The 20072-nt window shown below is 58.3% G+C and carries 20 protein-coding genes; 14 read left to right on the forward strand and 6 right to left on the reverse strand.

Annotated features, from left to right (window positions below):
• The first annotated feature begins 4 nt into the window (after window positions 1–4).
• The 6 genes from BPNPMPFG_RS06245 (at window position 5) to BPNPMPFG_RS06270 (ending at window position 3336) form a co-directional block, all read left to right on the forward strand.
• Window positions 5–874, forward strand: coding sequence for a hypothetical protein (locus BPNPMPFG_RS06245; RefSeq protein WP_258594015.1), 870 nt, complete (start codon window positions 5–7; stop codon window positions 872–874).
• A 98-nt stretch (window positions 875–972) separates the two neighbouring features.
• Window positions 973–1248 (forward strand): hypothetical protein, encoded by a 276-nt coding sequence (locus tag BPNPMPFG_RS06250; RefSeq protein ID WP_258594016.1) that lies wholly within the window; start codon window positions 973–975, stop codon window positions 1246–1248.
• An 8-nt stretch (window positions 1249–1256) separates the two neighbouring features.
• Complete coding sequence (locus BPNPMPFG_RS06255; protein ID WP_258594018.1) at window positions 1257–1949, forward strand: SOS response-associated peptidase; 693 nt, start codon at window positions 1257–1259, stop codon at window positions 1947–1949.
• The gene (locus BPNPMPFG_RS06260) at window positions 1946–2215 is read left to right on the forward strand and encodes a hypothetical protein (protein ID WP_258594019.1); all 270 of its coding nucleotides are present in this window, start codon (window positions 1946–1948) and stop codon (window positions 2213–2215) included. The genes BPNPMPFG_RS06255 and BPNPMPFG_RS06260 overlap by 4 nt, the downstream gene beginning before the upstream one ends.
• The gene (locus BPNPMPFG_RS06265; protein WP_258594021.1) at window positions 2212–2400 is read left to right on the forward strand and encodes a hypothetical protein; all 189 of its coding nucleotides are present in this window, start codon (window positions 2212–2214) and stop codon (window positions 2398–2400) included. Before BPNPMPFG_RS06260 ends, BPNPMPFG_RS06265 begins: the two co-directional genes overlap by 4 nt.
• Window positions 2401–2505: 105 nt before the next feature.
• A complete protein-coding gene (locus tag BPNPMPFG_RS06270; protein WP_258594022.1) occupies window positions 2506–3336 on the forward strand; it encodes a DUF616 domain-containing protein in 831 nt (276 codons plus the stop codon).
• Window positions 3337–3379: 43 nt separating this feature from the next.
• On the opposite strand, the gene BPNPMPFG_RS06275 is transcribed toward BPNPMPFG_RS06270, so the two are convergent.
• Both BPNPMPFG_RS06275 and BPNPMPFG_RS06280 read right to left on the reverse strand, forming a co-directional pair.
• The gene (locus BPNPMPFG_RS06275) at window positions 3380–3601 is read right to left on the reverse strand and encodes a DUF768 domain-containing protein (protein WP_258594024.1); all 222 of its coding nucleotides are present in this window, start codon (window positions 3599–3601) and stop codon (window positions 3380–3382) included.
• A gap of 233 nt (window positions 3602–3834) precedes the next feature.
• The gene (locus BPNPMPFG_RS06280) at window positions 3835–4701 is read right to left on the reverse strand and encodes an ATP-dependent DNA ligase (protein WP_258594026.1); all 867 of its coding nucleotides are present in this window, start codon (window positions 4699–4701) and stop codon (window positions 3835–3837) included.
• Between the two features lie 226 nt (window positions 4702–4927).
• Between BPNPMPFG_RS06280 and BPNPMPFG_RS06285 the strand changes: the two genes are divergently transcribed.
• From BPNPMPFG_RS06285 to BPNPMPFG_RS06315, 7 genes are all read left to right on the forward strand, one after another.
• A complete protein-coding gene (locus BPNPMPFG_RS06285; RefSeq protein WP_258594027.1) occupies window positions 4928–5209 on the forward strand; it encodes a hypothetical protein in 282 nt (93 codons plus the stop codon).
• Window positions 5210–5747: 538 nt separating this feature from the next.
• Window positions 5748–6284 (forward strand): hypothetical protein, encoded by a 537-nt coding sequence (locus BPNPMPFG_RS06290; protein WP_258594029.1) that lies wholly within the window; start codon window positions 5748–5750, stop codon window positions 6282–6284.
• A gap of 158 nt (window positions 6285–6442) precedes the next feature.
• A complete protein-coding gene (locus BPNPMPFG_RS06295; protein ID WP_258594031.1) occupies window positions 6443–6874 on the forward strand; it encodes a hypothetical protein in 432 nt (143 codons plus the stop codon).
• A 261-nt stretch (window positions 6875–7135) separates the two neighbouring features.
• Window positions 7136–8092 carry a glycosyltransferase family 2 protein gene (locus BPNPMPFG_RS06300; RefSeq protein ID WP_258594033.1) on the forward strand — a complete coding sequence of 319 codons (957 nt, stop codon included), beginning with the start codon at window positions 7136–7138 and terminating at the stop codon, window positions 8090–8092.
• Window positions 8089–10275 (forward strand): GtrA family protein, encoded by a 2187-nt coding sequence (locus tag BPNPMPFG_RS06305; RefSeq protein ID WP_258594035.1) that lies wholly within the window; start codon window positions 8089–8091, stop codon window positions 10273–10275. The genes BPNPMPFG_RS06300 and BPNPMPFG_RS06305 overlap by 4 nt, the downstream gene beginning before the upstream one ends.
• Before the next feature lie 757 nt (window positions 10276–11032).
• The gene (locus BPNPMPFG_RS06310) at window positions 11033–12877 is read left to right on the forward strand and encodes a collagen-like domain-containing protein (protein WP_258594037.1); all 1845 of its coding nucleotides are present in this window, start codon (window positions 11033–11035) and stop codon (window positions 12875–12877) included.
• A 562-nt stretch (window positions 12878–13439) separates the two neighbouring features.
• Window positions 13440–14567: an acyltransferase family protein gene (locus BPNPMPFG_RS06315; RefSeq protein ID WP_258594039.1), complete on the forward strand. Its 1128-nt coding sequence runs from the start codon at window positions 13440–13442 to the stop codon at window positions 14565–14567.
• A gap of 153 nt (window positions 14568–14720) precedes the next feature.
• On the opposite strand, the gene BPNPMPFG_RS06320 is transcribed toward BPNPMPFG_RS06315, so the two are convergent.
• On the reverse strand, window positions 14721–15788 hold the full coding sequence (locus tag BPNPMPFG_RS06320) for an acyltransferase family protein (RefSeq protein ID WP_258594041.1): 1068 nt from the start codon (window positions 15786–15788) through the stop codon (window positions 14721–14723).
• 230 nt (window positions 15789–16018) lie between these two features.
• Window positions 16019–17107 carry an acyltransferase family protein gene (locus BPNPMPFG_RS06325; protein ID WP_258594043.1) on the reverse strand — a complete coding sequence of 363 codons (1089 nt, stop codon included), beginning with the start codon at window positions 17105–17107 and terminating at the stop codon, window positions 16019–16021.
• Window positions 17108–17915: 808 nt separating this feature from the next.
• Here BPNPMPFG_RS06325 and BPNPMPFG_RS06330 point away from each other — a divergent pair.
• Window positions 17916–18389 (forward strand): hypothetical protein, encoded by a 474-nt coding sequence (locus tag BPNPMPFG_RS06330; protein ID WP_258594045.1) that lies wholly within the window; start codon window positions 17916–17918, stop codon window positions 18387–18389.
• Between the two features lie 15 nt (window positions 18390–18404).
• On the opposite strand, the gene BPNPMPFG_RS06335 is transcribed toward BPNPMPFG_RS06330, so the two are convergent.
• Both BPNPMPFG_RS06335 and BPNPMPFG_RS06340 read right to left on the reverse strand, forming a co-directional pair.
• Window positions 18405–18695 (reverse strand): hypothetical protein, encoded by a 291-nt coding sequence (locus BPNPMPFG_RS06335; protein ID WP_258594047.1) that lies wholly within the window; start codon window positions 18693–18695, stop codon window positions 18405–18407.
• A gap of 308 nt (window positions 18696–19003) precedes the next feature.
• The gene (locus BPNPMPFG_RS06340) at window positions 19004–19969 is read right to left on the reverse strand and encodes a tyrosine-type recombinase/integrase (RefSeq protein WP_258594048.1); all 966 of its coding nucleotides are present in this window, start codon (window positions 19967–19969) and stop codon (window positions 19004–19006) included.
• Window positions 19970–20072: the final 103 nt, after the last annotated feature.

Genomic DNA, 20072 nt, shown 5'->3' on the forward strand with positions numbered 1-20072 from the left:
CCCTTTGGCCACTTTTCGGGTTGTTCGGGCACTCCCTGAAATGAGGAACATATTCCTGTCCCGTCAAGAGGGATTGACTCTTGTGTTCTCATTTTGTTCACTGTTGGCAGGATGGCCACAGGAGGTGGAAATGCCACTTCGCTTGATGATCGAGAATGCAACGCCGGAAGAACTCGCCCGCGGGATAGCAGCCGCGGCGGCGGTTTTCGCAAGTTCCGGATTTTCCTACAACGATGCCATGAGCGGCGTGCTCGCCGTCGAACTCTGGGAAATGAAGGGATGTCCGGACGACACGGCTCCAAGCGCGGACCAGGATGCGGCAGCCGGTGTCTGGTTCCAGGCCGAGCGCGTCGCGTGCGAAGCCTGCTGCGCCGGATGGCCCGATGAAAAGGTCGTCTGGACCAGGGCTTTAGGGGTCGGGTCGGCTGAGCCAAAGGTGAAAACAGCCAATTTGGCGACGTGGCCGGAACGGCAGAAGCTCTATCCCGACATCATTCAACGCCTCGAAACAACCAGTGGTCCAGACCGTCAGCTCGACATCGACATCTGTTATGTGATGGGCTGGGTCAGTGAACCGGGCACGCCGCAAGAGGCGGCCGAATTGGGCTTACCCTACCTTACCAGCAGTCTGGCCGAGGTAGCCGGCATCACCGAGAAATCCCTTCAGGGCTGGACAATCGAGATCGACCAAGAGCCTTGCGATGCTCGCATCATCGATCCGCAGCGCGAAGACGATGAGGACAGGAGCGTGGCCGCATGGCGCTATTTCGACGGACGGCTCTACATGGACAAGCCACCCGCCAACACCGCGATTGCCCTGACGCTGGCGGCCATGCGTCTGCAGGCTGACAGCTTCTTCGAGGCGACGTGGTGACTCGCAGCCGCGTCACGCCGTCGCCATCCGTCATCGACAGGGAGTGGCCGCACCAGGTCGCGCTGCCGGATGACATCTGCACCGATCGGAACTTCACCATGATCGCGAAGTTCTGCCAGGATCGAGGGCTCACATTCCATCTGCGGAGTGTCCAGGCGACTTGGCCGGATGGCAAATATGAGAATTATCGGGTCCACTGCTTCAGCGACGATGCAGCGGCACGGGTCTTCCGAGATCACTTTGACGGCGTGAAATTCGATCCGAAGCGAGATCGGGAAAATGGGAACGTGAAGGGCGTTTGGCGCCGCACCGGTGAATACAGACAGATCCTCGAGATGGGACCGCTCAGCGTGCCCGAGATCCTGCGCAACTAGGGCAAGACATGTGCGGACGATACACTCGATATCTGTCATGGTCGGAAATCCACAAGCTCTACCGGCTGACTGCGCCGGCCGAGATCGGCCGCAACGACGAACCGCGGTACAACATCGCCCCGACACAGGACGTGCCTTTCGTCACCGCCGGAGAGGATGGCAATCATCGGCTGCGGGAGGGCCGCTGGTGGCTGGTTCCGTTTTGGGCAAAGGAAGTCCCGAAATTCCAGATGTTCAATGCCCGGATAGAAGAGGTCGACACCAAGCCGTCCTACCGCGATGCCTTCAAATCAAAACGCTGCCTGATTCCCGCCGACGGCTTCTTCGAATGGACGATCTCTCCCGCAGACGGGGGAAAGGACTCTTGGCATATCTATCAGCCAGGTCACGCGCCGTTCTCATTCGCCGGCCTGTGGGCCCACAATTCAAATCTCGACATCACCAGTTGCACGATCATCACCGAGCCAGCCGCCGAGCCGATGAAGCAGTTGCACGACCGGCAGCCCGTCATTCTCGACCGGGCCTATTATGATGCCTGGCTGGACACGGCGACGCCGAAGGACAGCCTGAAAGACATCCTCAGTCATGACATCGACGGCCAACTGCAGTTCAACCGCGTCGGCCGCGACGTCAACAAGACGGTCGTCAACAAGCTGCCGAACGACCATCCTGCCCTGGTCGGGCCGATCAACCCGCTATGAGCCTCAAGGAACGCATAAGCCCGAAAGCGGAGTTCGCGGCGGCAGATGTCATTCGTTCCATGGTGCTGGCACCGATGGATGGGACCCCGATTACCGCTCGCGACCGGGAAGGCAATGTCGCCCATATTCGTTGGCGCGCCGACCAAGACTTGGAACCGGGCGAGCGGCCGCACTGGGCACGCTGGGACACAGACGTCGAATTTCATGCCGTGGCCTGGACGCCAACGGCATGGGCTATCACCGATATCCTAGAGGTCTACGGATGAGCGACGAACCTGCCAGGCTTGCCGAAGGCATGACGGCAGTGCCGCGCCAGCGTGCGCGGATCGAGGACCATTTCTGCGAGCAACCGGGCTGCGGTAAGGATGCCGGCTGGGGTTTCGCGAAGCTAAAGCAGGAGCCGCACTGGTTCTGTTTCGAGCACCGTGAAGATGGCGAGAGGTTTCGCTAAGGCCGACGGATCACTGTGCGACCCAGGCGGGCTGGTGTCGGGCATGCGCGGCCTCTAATATGGACGCCTCGCCACTTTGCTCACTCCAAAACCCATGGACACCCCTTGAGAAAACTATTCGGCAAAATTGCGACGTGGGCGCGCCTGCAAAGACCGCGCCGAGTGGTCTATACGTGCCTGTTCGGCTACTCCGAGCATTTCGTCGACCACCACTACGAACGAGATGATGAGACCGACTTCTTGTGTTTCACCGATGACAAAAGCCTCACGTCTGATTTCTGGCGCTTTCGCTACCTGGCTTCCACTGAGCTCGGTCCGGTTAGAACCTCCAAGAAAGCGAAAATATTACCGCACCGCTATCTCGCAACCTACTCACGCAGTCTTTACGTCGACAACACGGTCCAGCTCGTGGCGCCGGTTTCGACGCTGTTTGAGATGCTGGACGCCTCGGCCGTGCCTATGATGTGTTTTGCACACAACATTCGCAATTGCATTTACGAGGAGGCCAAGGAGGTGGTCGCCCTGAACTACGACGATCGCCCGACGATCGAAAGCCAAATGTCACGATATCGGGCAACCGGCCACCCGGAGAAAGCCGGGCTAATTACGGGATCGACGCTGTTCAGAAGACACAATGACCCCACGGTCAAATCTGTCATGGAGGATTGGTTCGCCGAAGTGCAAGCCCACTCCTACCGCGATCAATTGTCCTTCAACTACGTGGCCAGGCGAAGGGATTTCCAGCCGGCGCTGTTGAACGGGAATAGCCATGACAACGACATTATGAAGTGGCCTGTCGTGGTGGGCCCACGCTTGCCCCGCAAGTTTCGGGACGACGTTTATCTGGCACTGAATCCTGACATCAAAGCTGCCGGTATGAACCCGCGCCAGCATTATTTGCTACACGGAGCGTCCGAGGGCCGACGTTGGGAGTAAATCGGGTGCTGGCAGTTTTGGACCTGCTCCAAGATAGAACTGATCAGTCCGCCAAGCCCGCATCATGATGGACGATGGCATCGAGGATCGTGTTGTACACACTAACGGTATCTTCCTCGATCTCGACGTCGCCAATGCCGACGGCCTTGGCATCGGCGAACAGCTTCTGAGTCAGTTCCGCAACCGATATGACGTCGGCGCCAACAGTCTCGGGGACGTTGTTGGAAATCCATTGATCGAGGAAGTTGACGCCGCGCGTGCTCACGTTGCCCATAATGTGGCAGGCCGCGATAGGTTCCGTCGTCCTCGAAATCCGGTCAACACCTAATGCAACAGTCGTACAATCGCGTATAGGGTCCCAACTGCGCCCACGAGCCCATAGATACCAAGTAGCAATAGGACAGGAAAGTAATCACCCCACTGGTGCGATTTCGAAATTGGCCCGGGAAATCTGCCGGCGGTACGCTTGCCCATGGCAAAGTAAGCTCCCGGCTCCGCTTAAGTTCCATCCTTGTCCCGGAAATCCTGCAGCGAAGCGTGCCGCAAATTCTCCTCGCCGCGCAAGTGCTTCACGCGCCCGACCAGGCCGGGCTTGACCCATTGCGTCGCCGGCCGTTCCATGCCCTTGGGTGCCGTTCCGACGTGTTCCTGCACGCGCTTCCACAGGCGCTCGCGGATTGGCCGGCTGGAATTGATGAACGCAGAGCCGACATAGCGCCCGGTCGCGCGATCGGCCATCAGCGCGAACGCCGGCTTGCCAGACTCACGCTCGACGCCCAGCAGCTCGTATTCGTCGATCGCGTAGCATTTCGCCTTCAGCCAGTTGGTCGACAAGCCGCTGCGGTATTTGCTGTCGAGCCGCTTCGACACCATGCCCTCAAGTCCGGCCTTGTCCAGCACGTGATAAATGGCCTTTGCTTCGCCCGGCAGCGGCTCGCTGAACTGGATGCGCCCGCCAGGCTCGATCATGCCGGCGAGGATCTCGCGCCGGTCCTCCAGCGCCATGCCGCGCAGATCGTGGCCGTTGAGGTGGAGCAGATCGAAGGCGACGAAATAGAGATCCTGCTGACGGCTGGTGATCGCCTTGCGCAACTCGGCGAAGTCGGACAGGCCGGCGGCGTTCAGCACGATGATTTCGCCGTCGACGATGGCGCTTTCGGCGCCGAGGCTTGCCGCCTCTTTCACCAGGTCGCGATATTTGGCAGACCAGTCAAGGCCGTTGCGTGTATGGACCCGGGTGCCGTCTTCATCGATGATGATCTGCGAGCGGTAGCCATCGAACTTGACCTCGTGAATCCAGTCGTCGCCTTCGGGAGGCTGCTCGACAAGGGTTGGCATCAAGGGCGCGACGAATTTCAAACGCATGCACGGAACCCACACAAACCGCGATTCAATAAGCTTGCTCTGAATTGGTTCTAAAACCGGAAGCCGGGTTGCAACAAAGAAGCCGGCCAGGCGTTGCGCATCAACAAAAGTGCGACCGGAACCGATGACGGAAACTTCAAATATCGCGACAAGCATTAAGCCTTGTGGCTTCGGGAACAAAGTTAGCGCAAGGGAGTTAAAGCCATCTCACCGGTGACCGAACACCATGCTCCTTGCCGTGGCGAATGTCATCTCGACTACTGTCTTGGCTGGCAGGAGCGGGAACGCGGAAATTTTTGGCGTAGTCGACCTCAACGACAAAACTGAGGCCCAAATCGGCCCCATCAACTTGGGAATGGCCATTCAATTCGTGGCCAATGCCTCAGTACTCGGCTACGATGTCCGCTCGGCGATGGTCTTCTATGGCGAACCGGGCACGCCGAGTCTCAGGGCAAGAGACTGCGAACGATTGTGGGCGCAATTTGGTGGCGCGCTCCTTCGACCGTAACCTTTCCCGAAAACGAAGTTCGACGACCAAAAGATCGGCAGCGCTGCGACTGCCTGAAACGTAAAAGGCCCGCCACGGAGGAAGCCATGACGGGCCCCCGAAAGCTGCCGAACAACTTTCGTGCACCCGCGTCACAGGTGCGTAGGCAAAACGAGCCGAAAAACCAACCGTTCCAACAGGCACATCGCCCTCGCCGCCTGGATGGTCGAGCACGGCCAGGCGCCCGACTGGCCCCGCTATGCAAAGCTGCAGACGAAGGCAGAAGCGGAGAAAGTCGGACTGTGGGTCGGAACGTTTCAGGCGCCATGGGATTGGCGGGCAGAGCACGCTGGCGGCGTGAGGCCTGGGTCCCCCCTGGACAGTCTCCCGCGCAAGCCGGAGAGCCCGTCGGAGGCCCGAAGAAATTTGGCCTAATTTCAAACTTTTGACCGCACCGCTTGCTGCGTCCGCCACGTCCGATCTGTGCGATCAGGCCCTCTCGAAAGCCGATAGCTTCGCACGCGCACCTCCTGCACTGTCATTGCGGAAAGGGCCCACGATGCACGTCAAACTCGCCGAGCCGGACTATTTGATCCCGTACGCCGAAGAGTCGTTCGAGGGGGATCAACCGTCCCAGGAAGAAAACGACCATCACGACGAAGTCGCGCTCCTCACGTTCCAGTTCAGAAAGTGCGCCATGCCGCACATTGATTTGGTGTTTGAACTCGACTGGACCCTTTCGATGTTCGCCAAGCGCAAATCCAAGCTGACGCTTCACCCCGACGACCGTGACGCGATGATTTCCGCTGTGTTCGAAGCGCTCTCATCGATCGAAAGGCGTCCGCACTTGTTCCCGTTTCGATATCTACGCCGTGGCTTTTCGGGCCTGGCGTCCATGATCGAGCGATGGGCTAATGAGGATGCAAGCAACCCGCGCGACGATGACGAATGGTTCGATCATGTCGCGTATTTCCGCGCGTTGCGGAACGAAATCCAGACCGCTCGGCTGATGTCTTTTGTTCGTGAGCGGCGTGCAGATCGAACCGTGAGGGCGCGGCAGGCAATGGCCAAGAGCACGGCGAGATTGGTCGCATGACTCTGGCGTTTGCCCGCAGAATTTGCTACTTTAAGGGACCGGAAAAATCGCGGAACTCGGGTAGCCGCTCCACAGTCGGGCACTCTGCTCGGCCCCTCTCAACGAACCTCTCTTTCGCGCCTGAACGGCGCTGTGGTTCTTGAAGCCTGGAGCGCCCCATGCCAGCCGACGCGAAGCAAGATCGCCTTCCCGCTGCCGGACCTTGGACGAAGTATCAGTCGAGCGATATTCCGCCGGGCTTTCGGGTCGTGCAGCAGCCCCAAGCGAACGTTTTCGATCAGTTCGACTTGTCGGCAGCCGGGTCCACAACGCAGACCCCGGTCGACAAGTGGTCAGCTTTTCCCGATGCATCGATTTTGGGCTCCGGCAATCCCGCCCGGCTTCAAACCGCCCTTGACCATCAGTTGCATGTTCAAACGGCTGACCCCGGATCGGCGTCCAATTTTGCCCCCTTATGTAATGCGAGGCGGTCAGCGTTCGCCCAGGCGGAGCTGGTCAGGGTTGCGCAGCTCGGGCGAGCGCGGACGGCGCTTGGCAGGTGGCCGGTAGGCAAGCCGCCCCCGAGCGCGCCGTCAACGGCGCTGTGGTGAGCGAGCGACTTTGCGGTGGTCATCAGCGCGACGTCAAGCTGATCAACCCGCCCCTAAGCCGAAAGCACGGCGACCAAGCCGATAATTATACCACACCATGGGACACGATCCTCAAAGTTGCGAAACCGTGAATTCTCGCTATACATCGGGGAGCCTCCTACCTTGGTTTCCGATCGCCATGACATCGTCCATCGCTACAGATTGCTTCAGCAATTGTGTTCTGACTTGTCGAAAGGCTAGAGCCAGTCGTCACCAATGCCTATGAGTGATTTTCCCTGCATCGCAGTGATCGTGCCCTGCTACAACGAGGCCGCCACGATCGCGCAGGTGATTGCAGACTTTCGCCGTTATTTGCCGACAGCAAACATTTTCGTGTTTGATAATAACTCTTCCGACGACACCGGACGTATAGCAGCAGCAGCGGGTGCCCAGGTCCTGACGGTACCTATGCCGGGCAAAGGCAACGTAGTGCGGCGCATGTTCGCTGACATCGAAGCCGATGTTTATGTGATGACGGACGGCGATGCCACGTACAGCATTGCAGATGCTCCGCGCATGATTGATCGTTTGCTTTCGGAGCGGCTCGACATGGTGGTTGGTACTCGGGCCAGTGGACGGCTCGAGGGTAGCGAAGCCTATCGTTTCGGCCATCGCTTCGGCAACCGGATGCTAACTCGCAGTGTGGCGGTACTGTTCGGCAGAACGATTTCGGACATGCTGTCAGGCTATCGGGTGTTTTCACGCAGATATGTGAAATCTTTTCCAGCACATTCCACGGGCTTTGAGATCGAAACAGAATTGACTGTCCACGCTCTCGATCTACGCATGCCGGTGGCGGAGGTGCTCACGGACTATGGTGCCCGCCCGAAGGGTTCACAGAGCAAGCTTCGGACGTATCGTGATGGAATTCGCATCCTGACAACGATAGTGAGACTGTTTAAGGCAGAGAAGCCGCTTATTTTCTTTTCAGTGGGTTCCGTGGCGACAACCTTGTTGGCGATCGTTCTGGCCGTGCCACTGCTGGAAACATACGCGGAGACGGGGCTGGTGCCCCGGCAGCCCACAGCGCTGCTTTGTGTTGCGCTTGTTCTTCTGGGCAGCATCTTGTTGGCGTGCGGGCTTATTCTCGACACCGTTACGCGGGGCCGAAGCGAGGTCAAGACGCTAGCCTATTTGAGGATTCCTGGAATCGGCGCACCGCGATCGCCGGTGCCATGATAAACAGGCAGATTGGCTGGTTCGCAATCGCCGGCGTCGTCGGCTTTGCCGCGGATGCTGGTGTACTGTATCTGCTGCTTGCCTATGGCCTCGGACCATTCGTCAGCCGGTTTTTTTCGTTCCTGGCGGCAGTATTTGTGACTTGGCAACTGAACCGCCACAAGACTTTTCCGACACGGTCTGACGAGCCTCTTTGGCGCGAGGGCCTGCGCTATCTCACGGCAATGATGTTTGGCGGTGCCGCCAACTACGCAGTCTACTGCGCTTTCGTCATGGCGGGGTGGCTGCCGATATTAGGCCTGGTTGCGGGCACCGGCGCTGGAACAGTCCTGAATTTTTTGTCGGCGAGATCCTGGGTGTTCCGGGATCGCTCGCCATCTGCGCGCCGAGGGTCGTTTCGGTCGTGGATCGGAGGCGCGCTCACCCACCCCGGGGCGGCGGCCCGTGCGATGTGGCTAGCGCCTCTTCTGGGTGGGCTGATCGCACTGCTGCGGGGGCAAGACAGCAACTGGGATTTGCTCAACTATCACTTCTACAACCCTTACGCGCTGCTGGGCGGGCGGATCGGCATCGACCTAGCCGCCGCGCAGTTCCAGAGCTACTTCAATCCGCTGCTCGATATGCCGTATTACGCGATGGTGGCATATGCGCCGGCGATGGTGGCAGGCTTTGTCATGGGCGCGTTCCACGGTCTCAATTTCGTGCTGCTCCTTTGCATTGTTCGTCTCGTGCTTGGCAGCTCCGGCAAGCCTAACGATGCTACCTCCATTCTGCTTTCGCTGGCCGGCTGCATGGGGCCGGCGTTCCTGTCGGAATTGGGCAACACCATGGGCGACACAACGACCGCGGTGTTTGTGCTGTGCGCCCTTGCGCTCATAGTGTGGCAGCTGCGGCCTGTTGTGGAGGCCGGCTGGCCAGGTGTCATATCGGCAGCAGCAGGGGGGCTGCTGATGGGTGCCGGCGTTGGGCTGAAACTCACCAACGCGGTCTATGCTGTTGCTCTGTGTTTGGCGCTCTTGTCGCTTCCGGCGCCATGGCTGCGGCGGCCAGTCCTTGCCTTCGGTTTTGGCGTGGGTGTCCTCGCGGGGGTTGCGGCGACATCCGGCTATTGGTTCGCCACCTTGCTGCAGGCCTTTGGAAATCCACTATTCCCCCAATTCAATGCCTGGTTCGGCGCGCCATTGGCCGCGCCGATCACAGTTGTGGACGCGCGGTGGCTGCCAAAAAGCATTTGGGAAGCGCTGCTGTTCCCCTTTGCGATGGTCATCAACGACCACCGTGTCGGCGAACTGCCAATGCGGCCATTTGTCTGGCCAGTTTTGTGGCTTCTGATGGTTTTGTGGATCGGCTCCGTCGCCATGCGCAAATCCACCTTGATCCTGTCGGCTCCTGAACGCCTTGTCGTGTTGTTCGTGAGCTTGGCCTTCGTGGTCTGGATGGCGATCTTCAGCATCTATCGTTATGCCGTCCCAATGGAGATGCTTGCGCCACTGGCCGTTTGGATTGTGGTGCACAAGCTCCTCAGCGGAGACATGGCGAAACGGGTCGCTGCTGTAACGCTCGCTCTGGTCGCGACATATGCAGTGGTTGATTCCCGCTCGTGGGGTCATGAAGCGTGGGACACACGCGCGTTTCGCGTGGTGGTACCGGACCTGCCGGTATCGGGGACACTATTGTTGATTGCCGAGGAAGTGCCAAATGGCTGGATGGTCCCCTTCTTCCCACCGAAGATGGCGGCCGTTGGCCTCGGGACGAACTTTCCGGAAGGGCCAGCCTACACCCCGCGTGTCCGTGAAATAGTCGAGCAGACCGGTGGCAAGGCTTGGGCCGTGATGCCAGCTCACATTGACGAATATGCAGCGCGTGTGGCGCAGGTGAACGGCATCCTTGAACCCTTGAAATTGTCTATGTCGGGGTGGCCCTGCCGGAAGCTGTCAGCGTTGCTGCTCCGCGTGAGCAAGCACTTGCGGGTGGACGAAGCCTCAAACCCGGGGAGTTGTCGACTGGTGTCGTCGCCTGCAGGCGGTATGAGTTTGGCTGAAGCGGATTTGGGGACCATTCGGCGATCGGGCACGATCATTACGCGTTATGGTCTTACTCTCGACGCCGCAAGCTGTCGAACCTATGAAGCGTCGGTCGGTGCAGCGCCACGTCCCTATCAGTTGTGCAAAGTTGGCCTTTGACCGGATAAAAGAACAAGCATGATCCGGTAGCCCGGATCGTCGCGATAGCCTGCACGAAATCATCATCATTCGCCGCCACCCCCACCGAGTGGTATGGACCGCCGTGGCACAGTTCCATTTACAGACCCACCTTGCGTTACAGACCCGCCGTCTTCCGACGGAAGCCCGAGCTTGATCGGTGGCGAACGTCGAGCCGATAAAACCGTCAAGGCGCTGAAAGCGACGGCGAAGCGAACCGCGAGGATGGTTGCGGGATACTATCCAACGCCGGCCGAGCCAACACCGAGGAACGGCCGTACGCTCTACGACCGGCGTGGCGCGCGGTGACGTCGATTCGCGAAGTATTCGCGCAACGATCGGGAGCGGCCGAATTCGGTTTTGCGGAGGCTGTGTTCGACCGATCGCCCGATGGCACCGGGGATGCTCATGATAAGTCCCGCCATCAAGATTAAGAAAAAGGCACCAAGAACCCGAAGAACGAGTGTCATGAACAAGACCCTTCCCCATCGGTATTTTTTTCGTGATGACCACTTGTTTCTCGGCGTATCTATAGCACATAGGGATAGCCGCAAGTACTCCGTACGTGCTACTGTTAAGTCAGCCGGAACACTCGCGAATCTCGGGCAGTCGCATCACCGCCTTGGGCTACCAGGGCTGATATCAACCAGCTTCCAAATCGTTCTCATCATTGTTGAGAGTTTGTCGTCCCCAAAAGCGGATGGCATCGATCGGGTAGCCGCGTTGCAAGTGATGCAAGATGCCGAACCCCGACAAGCCAGTCATTGATTTCAGCTACCAATACTACCTGCCATACGGCTCACAGCTCGATAACGACCTGGCCAAGCTCGAACAGGGCGTCAGCGACACGATCGACGCCCTGGCCGACGTGCGCCGCTCCGACGGGGCGCTGCCAAACGGCAAGGTCACCCCCGACAGCCTTTCGCCGACCGTTTTGGCGCTGCTGCGCGGCGACGGCCCTACGGGGCCGAGTGGGCCGGCGGGTGTAGGCGCTACTGGCCCCGCCGGAGCAACCGGCCCGTCCGGGTTGGCCGGTCCAGCTGGCGCTACCGGTCCGGCAGGCGCCACGGGGCCGGCCGGCGCGACGGGGACCACAGGCTCGACCGGCCCTACCGGCGTGACCGGTGCGACAGGCCCCACCGGCCCCGTGATCATCAGATCCGCCGCGGACCGCACGGCGCTGGCCAGCATAACAGGCGCGGATATCGTCGGCGTTCTCGCCGCCGGGGACCAGAATCTCTGGCAATCGACCACGGCCAATATTTCCGCGGCAATTACGGCGGGTGATCCTCGATACGTCGCCAAAGCGGCCGACACGACCGGCGCCAGCGGTGGTTTTGTGCAGATGGGCGCCGTCGGCACGGGGAAATTTTACGCCGATAGCGGCGCGAGGGTGGCGCGGTTCGCTGACCGGGCGTTCGTAGGTGGCGCGGCCCTTCACCGCGGCACAAACGTCATATCTCAACCTGACTGGCTGACGCAGTTCGAGCTAGGTAATGGCCGAGTTGCAAGCTACATGCACCGGACGCAATCGGCCAACCTCACGCCGAGCAACGACCCCGATGCGTCGAGCGCGCTCGTCGTTGGCGCGCAGTCGAAGGATTACACTATAACCGGGCTGAACGCTATTGGCTCGGTACATTTCGGTGTCAACAACAACACTACATTGTGGTTGAGCGCCTACGGTTCCTATAACGAAGCCTACCGTATGCCGGGTGTACCGGGCGGCGCTTACGGGTGCGAGCTTGATATAGTTAATTATTCCGGTCTCGTCACCGTTGACCCGTTTCAACAGGACATCGGGCAGACGATAGGTTTGCAAATAGCGGCTGGTGCCGCGATAGTGCCAGGGGCTGGAATCCCTGTACAAGTTCCGACCACGGCCGCAATCAACATTAGAAACAGCTTTAGCACTTTCAAGAGCGGCATCATCTTCGGAAGCGATGCCATCGCCGGAACGGATGGCACAACTGGTCAGGGCGAAGCAGTCGCATTAGTGACCGGCCACTCCATCAACTACTACTACGGCGTTGGTACTGTAAGTTGGCAAGTGTGGGCCGGGCCCGGCGTGAACAACGACTACAACATAGCGTCCCAAGGAACGGGCGCAGTGTCTGTGCCGCGCCTAAACGTCACCGGGGGTCGGATCAAGTTCCCCGCGACCCAGGTTCCGTCATCGGATCCAAACACGTTGGACGACTATGAAGAGGGCACTTTTACGCCAGTTATCGGCTTCGGCGGCGGTGTCGTCGGCATCACTTATTCCACGCAAGTCGGCAAATACACGAAGATCGGCAACGTGGTAATCATCAACGGCTCGATAACCTTGACCAGCAAGGGTTCTTCGACAGGCTCGGCCTTCATCAACAATCTTCCGTTCGCTGTCGGATCGACCAGCGTGCCTCTCACGATGAGGGCAAATAACATGGCCGCCGGGGTCGTGTCGGATCTGCAGTCTATTTTTGTGGCAGGCTCCACCACAATCCAACCGGCCAGGTATTCGGCCGGCGCCATCACGGCTTTGGCCGATACCGATTTCACCAATACGTCGGTGATGTCGTTTTCCGGTATATATCTGATCTAGGCTATAGCAGAGAGCGGTTTCCGCGCGCGGGGCCGGCTATTTTCGCCCTGCGGGCTCTCGTCTCGACAAGTGCCCAAAGCAGATAGGATAGGCCGTAGACCGTCGCTAGGATAAGCACGACGGAGCCTGGAACGCCTATAAGCCCAGGCAAATCGTATTTCGTCGCCACCCGCAACACGATCTCGTGGACCATGTAGGTGGAAAAGCTGATCTCTCCGAGAAACACCAGCGGCCTCCATCTCAGCGCGGCACTGATCACGCCGCGCCCGACAGCTGAAATTACCTAAAGGACCGGCATGGGCAGTGCGGAAGCCCTTTCGTTTGCGGGTGCAAACTGCTTGGGCCTCCTCCGCATAATGGGAATCTCGACGAAGCGGGTCAGCAAGGCGGAGACAGCAAAAGACCAGTTTACCATCGTCAACGAGCATCTGGATCAAATGGGCTGGCCTGCCGTCTCTGTGGAAGACATTGAAACTGTAAATCATGCTTCGACGGTTCGGGCAATCCGGCTCTGATCTGCCCGACAGTTGCAAAAGAGCTAGCCTAGTTTATCACCTCCTGCATGGAAGATAACGGCAAGATAGAATTCGCAAACAGTCTGCGCGGGATTGCAGCGCTGTTGGTCGTCGTTGCCCACCATTTTATCGTATTCTGGCGGTTACGGGATACCGCGGCCGCTCAAATGCACGCCCCAGTATTGTCGGCATTCGAGTTCCCCACGCCGTCCTATGTCTATGCCGTCGACTCCATTCCCGCGCTCGGATTGGGGGCCGTAGGCGTCGCTCTGTTCTTCCTCATCAGCGGATTCGTCATCCCATTTTCGTTCCAAAAAACAACCGGCCCGGTGTTTCTGATCGGTCGATTCTTTCGGCTTGTGCCGACGTATGCAGTCGCCTTTAGCGTGACGCTTCTGGCGATTTTCGTAGGCACCAGATATTTCGGGCTACCTTGGCCATACGATTGGCAGTCTGTCCTCATCCACTATATGCCTGGTTTGCGAGACATTGCGGGGTCGCCTGGCATAGACGGAATAGTCTGGACACTGGAAGTCGAGGTTAAATTCTATTTGATCTGCGCGGTGCTTTCGCAGCTGCTTATGCGCCATTCCAAGCTTGTGTTTTTGGCGCCGGTGCTGTTGTTCGTGTTTGCGCTCTGTGTCCTGACCGGCGGCTATGCTTTTGCGTTACCCTTGGTTTTTGCGACGTGTTTTCAATACGTGATCTTCATGTTCATAGGCGTGGCTTTTCACTACCACTATGTCGGGAAGCTATCGCAGTTGGAAATGACGGCTCTTGGCGTCAGCCTTCTTGGCGCATTCGGAATTTTGTGGGTACTATCAAACGACGGCCCGGACACCGTAAAGGGGTGGAACTACGCCCTTGCGATCGTTCTGTTTGCGGCTGCGGCGAAATTTCGACATCGGTTCAAGAGAACTGCCGTCCTCGGCTTTCTTGCCGACATCAGTTATCCGCTCTACGCCTGTCATGCGATAGCAGGGTATATCGCCCTAAGGATCCTGATTGACCTCGGCGTCAACGTTTGGGTCGCTCATTTCAGTGTGTTTTGCGGGGTGGTTTTTGCCGCGTGGCTGATCCATATCCTGGTTGAAGCGCCATCGCATTCGGTCGGCAGAAAAGTCGTTAAGGCTCTGTCCCGCAGCAGGCAGCGTCCGCAAACTGCCGCAGCATAGGACGCATCGGCTGATGAGTTCGGCGGCGACGCGGTCACGCAGGAACTTTAGATTGCCAACCAGGGCATCACTTATCAGGTCAGGAAATGACCATTTCTAAGAAACTTCCCATTTTATCCCAACTCGCGCACCTTCCAGCCGCGCTGACTCAGGTCAAGAAGCGGACTGAACAAATTCGGGTCCGGGGTCCGCTGCCTGGCTGCCATCAAATTGTTTCGGCCGCATATTCATGATTGGAATCTCCACGAAGCGGGTCAGCAAGGCGGAGACAGCAAAACCAGCAATAGGGCCGAGAATCGGGGTCAATCCATATGCCCCAGCGAACAGCAGAGCGTACGCGGTCAAGCCGAACACTTGCACATGCAGCAGGTACAAGGTGTAGGCGTGTTTGCTTAGATACATCACTGGAGCTTTGAAGGCGACGTTTGCGGCCTTTAGTCTGGTGGACGCCACGACCAGGAGAGCGCTTCCGAGCGCAGATGTCACGAATGCTCCATTCGATATCCAAATATCCGAGGAAACTAGCTGCTTGGAAATCAGTGGGAGCCACGCCGCCGAGGGCAGGATGATCGCGCCGCCAATACAGCAAGCGGTGCTGGTGCGAGCCGACAACGAGATGCCTCTTGTGAGGTAGGCGGCCAATGTACCGTAAGCGATTGCGTCCAATTGCATCGGGACCATCTTGCGAAGACCGGCACTCCAATCCAAGGCGAACCATCGCCACCCAATGTAGCGGAGCATCGCTGGGACAATCAGGAATACGATGATTGCGACGATAGCTCCTCGGCGTGGCAGAACGGCCAGGGTGCCAAATAGAACAAGCGGGAATAAGATATAGAACCATTCCTCGACGGTCAGTGACCAAGAGACCGAGAAGAACTCAAGCTTGAATTGCGTTAGGAAATTTTGCGTCAGCGTCAGGAATTGAAGAATAGCGTAATTGTTGTCGGAGGTTAGGAGGGCAACGAAAACGCTAATGGCAAGGGCGATCAGATAGCAAGGGATCGTCCGAAGCCAGCGCCTCACCCAAAAGCGCCAGAGCAGATCGAGGTTGAAGGAACGTTCGGCGATGTCCAGTAGGATGTTCCCAATCAAATAGCCCGATAGGGCAAAGAACATCTCTACGCCATAGAATCCGGGGTTCAGAACACCAAAAGGCGGTGGCGTGAAACCCCAGATTACGGCTCCGCCAACGCTATAGTGCCCGATCAGCACAAGCACGATAGCCGTGGCCCGCACTACATCGAGACCAAAAATGCGGCCGTGAGGTCCGTGCGACATTTAGGCGGCCAGCCAGCGGATCAGTGCTTCGTTCGTCGGACTGTCACCATCCATCCTGTCGGCTCCTCCGGGGCGCCAACCATATCCAAATTTCGTTCCTGGCTGCGGCCAAGGGCCTGCGGGATGCTTCGCGACGGCTGACCGCATTAGGGGACTAGGCCTTTCCAAAATCAAGCCGGGGAAGGTATTAGCAAAGAGTGACGCCGCCGCGTCATCAGCGCTCTCTGCGCTCTCGTTTCGACAAGCGCCCAAAGCAGATAGGAGAGAATGTACACCGCCGCCAGAATCAGCGCGACCGAGCCGCGAACCCCAATCAGTCCCGGCAATCCATATTTCATTGCTGCCCTTATGACGATCTCATGAATCATGTACGTGGAGAAGCTGATCTTTCCGAGAAGCACCAGCGGCCTCCATCTCAGCCCGGCACTGATAGCGCCTCGACCGTGGGCGAATGTCGCGATAGCCAGCGCAAAAGAGAACATCCCACCCGCTTGGCTGTACCACCGTCTAAGCAGATCGACGGAATGAAGGCACGCCTCGATCATATGGGATGTGAGCAGGAATGCCGCCACGACTGCGACCGCTGCCAGTTCTGCGACGGTCCACGCTATGGTCGACGAGGCTCTCAGCCTGTCATGCAGACGCCACGCCAGCATGCCGGTGGCGAACTCTATGCACCGCACAGCGGGGTGCTGGAGTATCACCGATATCGGGTTCAAGCCCCACACGCCCGAGCCTTGCGCGGGGTTCGCAATCTGCATCGTCAGGACGATTGAGAACGCCAGCGCCGCCAGAGCGGCGTACCAGAGATAGAAATGTCTCGACCGCGCCAAGACCGGGAACACGGCATAGAACGCCATTTCGGCGCTGATGCTCCAGGACAGGCCATTGAATGACAACGTGGTGCCGTTGAGGGGTAGCCACGATTGCAGCAGCGTCAGGTTGATGCCGGCCAGAGCAGCCGACGTAAAATCGAATTCATAGGGTTGGACAAGTACAATTATAAGCACGAAGGTAACGGCGTGCACCGGCCATATCCGGGCGAACCTTCCGAAATAGAAATCTCCAATCGATCTAGTGGAAAAGTCCCGATACGAGTGAGATAGGATAAACCCGGAAAGCACAAAGAAAAACGAGACACCCGTTGCAAAGCGGACGTCCAGTCCCCCGATTATGTAACCTTGCAAATGAAAGAAAACTATTGATGCGGCAGCAAAAAAACGCAACGACGTTAGCTGTGGAATTTGTTCGGTTTTCAACTTGGCAGGCCCCGCCGTCGCGTCGATGTATTAGATGAATGGAATATTCCGGGCGCCGCTCGTTTCGCGCACCTTGGATTTCTTCCTAGCCCGAAGTCTCCATCAAAGAAAAGCCCCACCCTGAACACCCGCTCGTGATCGGAAAAGGAACTGCCTGGGCCTGAACCCGATCCGGTTGCGGGCGGTGCTATAACGGCAGGACGTAAAAACCGGCTTGACGCTCAAAGGATTATCAAGGAATTGCGTGAGGAGCAGTTGTCCCTGATGCCTTTCGCATTGGGATGCGATCGACCGAGCTGAATAGCGCACCTTTGCCGTATCGTCGGATCAGCCCGGCTACCTCGGCATGATGCGAGCATTTTGTGCACCAACCGCGTTTGACGGCCCCGACTCAAGTGCAGGCTGAATGCCGATTGGGCAACGTGACTGGGGGCGGTTTGCCCGCGTTTCTGTTAGGGCTGGACAGCGCTGCATTGGCATTTCGATTGTTCACACAGCCGATTCATCTCGATACGCCGCCGCGCTCGCTCGCATTGCGAAATCCCGAGCTGGCCACCCCCATCGGGGATGTGGAGCGGACGCAAAGATTGCTGTGGCGGCTGCGCTCTTAATGCCATTTCGACGGCCCGCGAGAGGGACTATCGCTTCTGGTGCCAAGTCTTCCATGATCTGGATGGTAAGGTGCACTAACGCGTAAAAAGCAAAGCCCGCTGCCGCCCCACCTCGCGCAAATAGAACGATTGTCCAACGAAACAAACCTCTGGACTCCTGAGTCGAAGTTGCCCCATTATTTGCGCGGGGAAATCAAATGAAAAAACTTAAAGTTCTTGCGCGCGCTGCGCTGTGTCTGGCCGGCTGCTCAACGAGTCCTGTTGTGTCGGATAGCGATCTCACGGCAATGAATACCGTGGCATTGTGCCATGCTTTGGCCTCCAGCACTGACGAGCAATATCGAACCAGAGTAGCAGCCCTGCTAGTCCGTCGCGGCGCGACGGCAGACAAGTGCATGCGGCTGGTACAAGCTGACAACGCTGTAGCGACTGGAATAGCGGTAGCTGCTGTAGGTGGTGCGGCTGTCGCAGTTGCCGCCAACAATGGCTACGGCGGTGGATATTACCGCCCGCCTCCCACGGCGTACGGCGTCGCTTGGGATCAGTTCTACGGACAGAACTATGCGCTGATATGGCGGTGCCGAGATAAGGCCACCGGACAGTTCGTCTACGATTATTACTGCAACGGCATGCCCATGATCGACACCACATGGCCGGGCTGGTCTGCATAGCGGTCTCGGGTCCGCCTACTTCGCAAGCAGGGCTAGCATCCAGGTAGCGACTGCCGGCAGGCTGGCGAGGCTTGCATCGAGCGCTTTCGTAACTAACGCGCCCAATGCTTCGCCTGGGATGTCTTTCAATTTTGCTACGACCTTCTGCTTAACTGTGTCGTCCTCGTCGGACGACTCCACTCTTGAGATGAGAAGTTCACGCAATGTGTCTCCGTGGAGCCGAACAGTCACGACGCCAAGGATTGCGCCGAGTCCACCATCGTCGGCGATGAAGTCGAGCCCCTTGGCAGTGATCGACGCCTGCATCGGCGCCCTACCGTCCTAGCCGTTGTGCCAATGGACTGAAACGAGTCCGTGCTCCTCGAGATAGGCCAGGTTGACGTCTAAGCCGTTACCGCCCCCTTCAAAAGCTTTTCTGAGGTTTGTTCTTTGAGGGTAGTCGTTGGACAGGATCCCCAAGACCCCTCGCTGCAAGTTGCGATCCAATAGTTCGCCCATTTTTTCCCCCATCTACTATTGAGATGCCCGTCGATCAGATAGCAGGGGCGCAATCAAAGCAATGCCCTGTGAGACGAGCCTCCGTGCGATCCATACGCTGAAACCTCTGTAGATTGTCAAATGTCCGGCGCCAGCCGCCGGATTGTGTCCGCTACATACGACGGCGCTAGGTGTGCGTAGTGCTTCTCTGCCATGCGGGTGTCGCTGTGGCCGAGCGCCTGGGCGACAATTATCAGCGGCGCTCCATTCCTGACCATCGTGCTAGCGTAGGTGTGCCGGAGCTCGTGGAGCGTCACATCAGAGAGGTTCGCTTGCTTTAGAAGCGTTTTCCAAGGCCGATGGTAAACTGCAGCGGCCCAGGCCACGCCACTGTCCTGTGCCAGAAGTGGCTCACTGCCTCCCCTGCCCTTTGCAAGTCGCTCAAACAATTCTGCGCCGCCCGCAGGCAGAGGGATGTGGCGAGGCTTGCCACTTTTGCTTTCAGCAACGAAGACCGATTTATTGACGGCGTCGTAATCCGTCACCCTGAGTCGTGCCAGTTCGCTGAAACGCGCGCCCGTAACCAACGCCGCAGAGACCAAATCTCTTATTGCGCCGTTGCTGGCGGCAACAAGTGTCTTCTGCTCCGTCGGAGTGAGAAAGCGAATCCGCGCGGCCGTGGTTCCACGGTAGGGCCTGACCAAACGCCAGGCTGTGTCGTCGCTGACCAGTCGATTGTTGAAAGCCCAGTTGAGAGCGGCTTTCAGCGTCGTCAGGGTTCGGTTGGCTGTGTCGCGCCGGCGCCGGATCACCTCCGGATCGGTGAGATCGACAGTGACAGAGTTAATCTTCTCCGCGTACTTTCCGGTTCGAAGCCGCTTTTGCGACGAAACCATGCCGTCCCGCCACGCACGAACCTTCTCGATAGTCAGATCGACAACCTTGACGCTTCCAAGCTTCGGCCGGATGTGAAACGCAGCTCGCCCCTTCGCATCGTCGATCGACTTCATGCCTTCAGCACCCCGAGCTTCGAAATATCGATCGAGGGCGGCATTGACCGTCAAAGCCGGAGCCGTTTCGTTTCCAGCACACAGGGTCTTCACCCAGGCCCTCGCCGCGGCTTTGGCCTGTTCATGGGTCAGAACGTCGGCCCCGTCAGCCGGCAACACATCATCAGCGCGCCCAAGCTTGGCCTGGAGACGCTTT

This window comes from Mesorhizobium sp. AR07 (assembly GCF_024746815.1).
Lineage (GTDB): Bacteria > Pseudomonadota > Alphaproteobacteria > Rhizobiales > Rhizobiaceae > Mesorhizobium.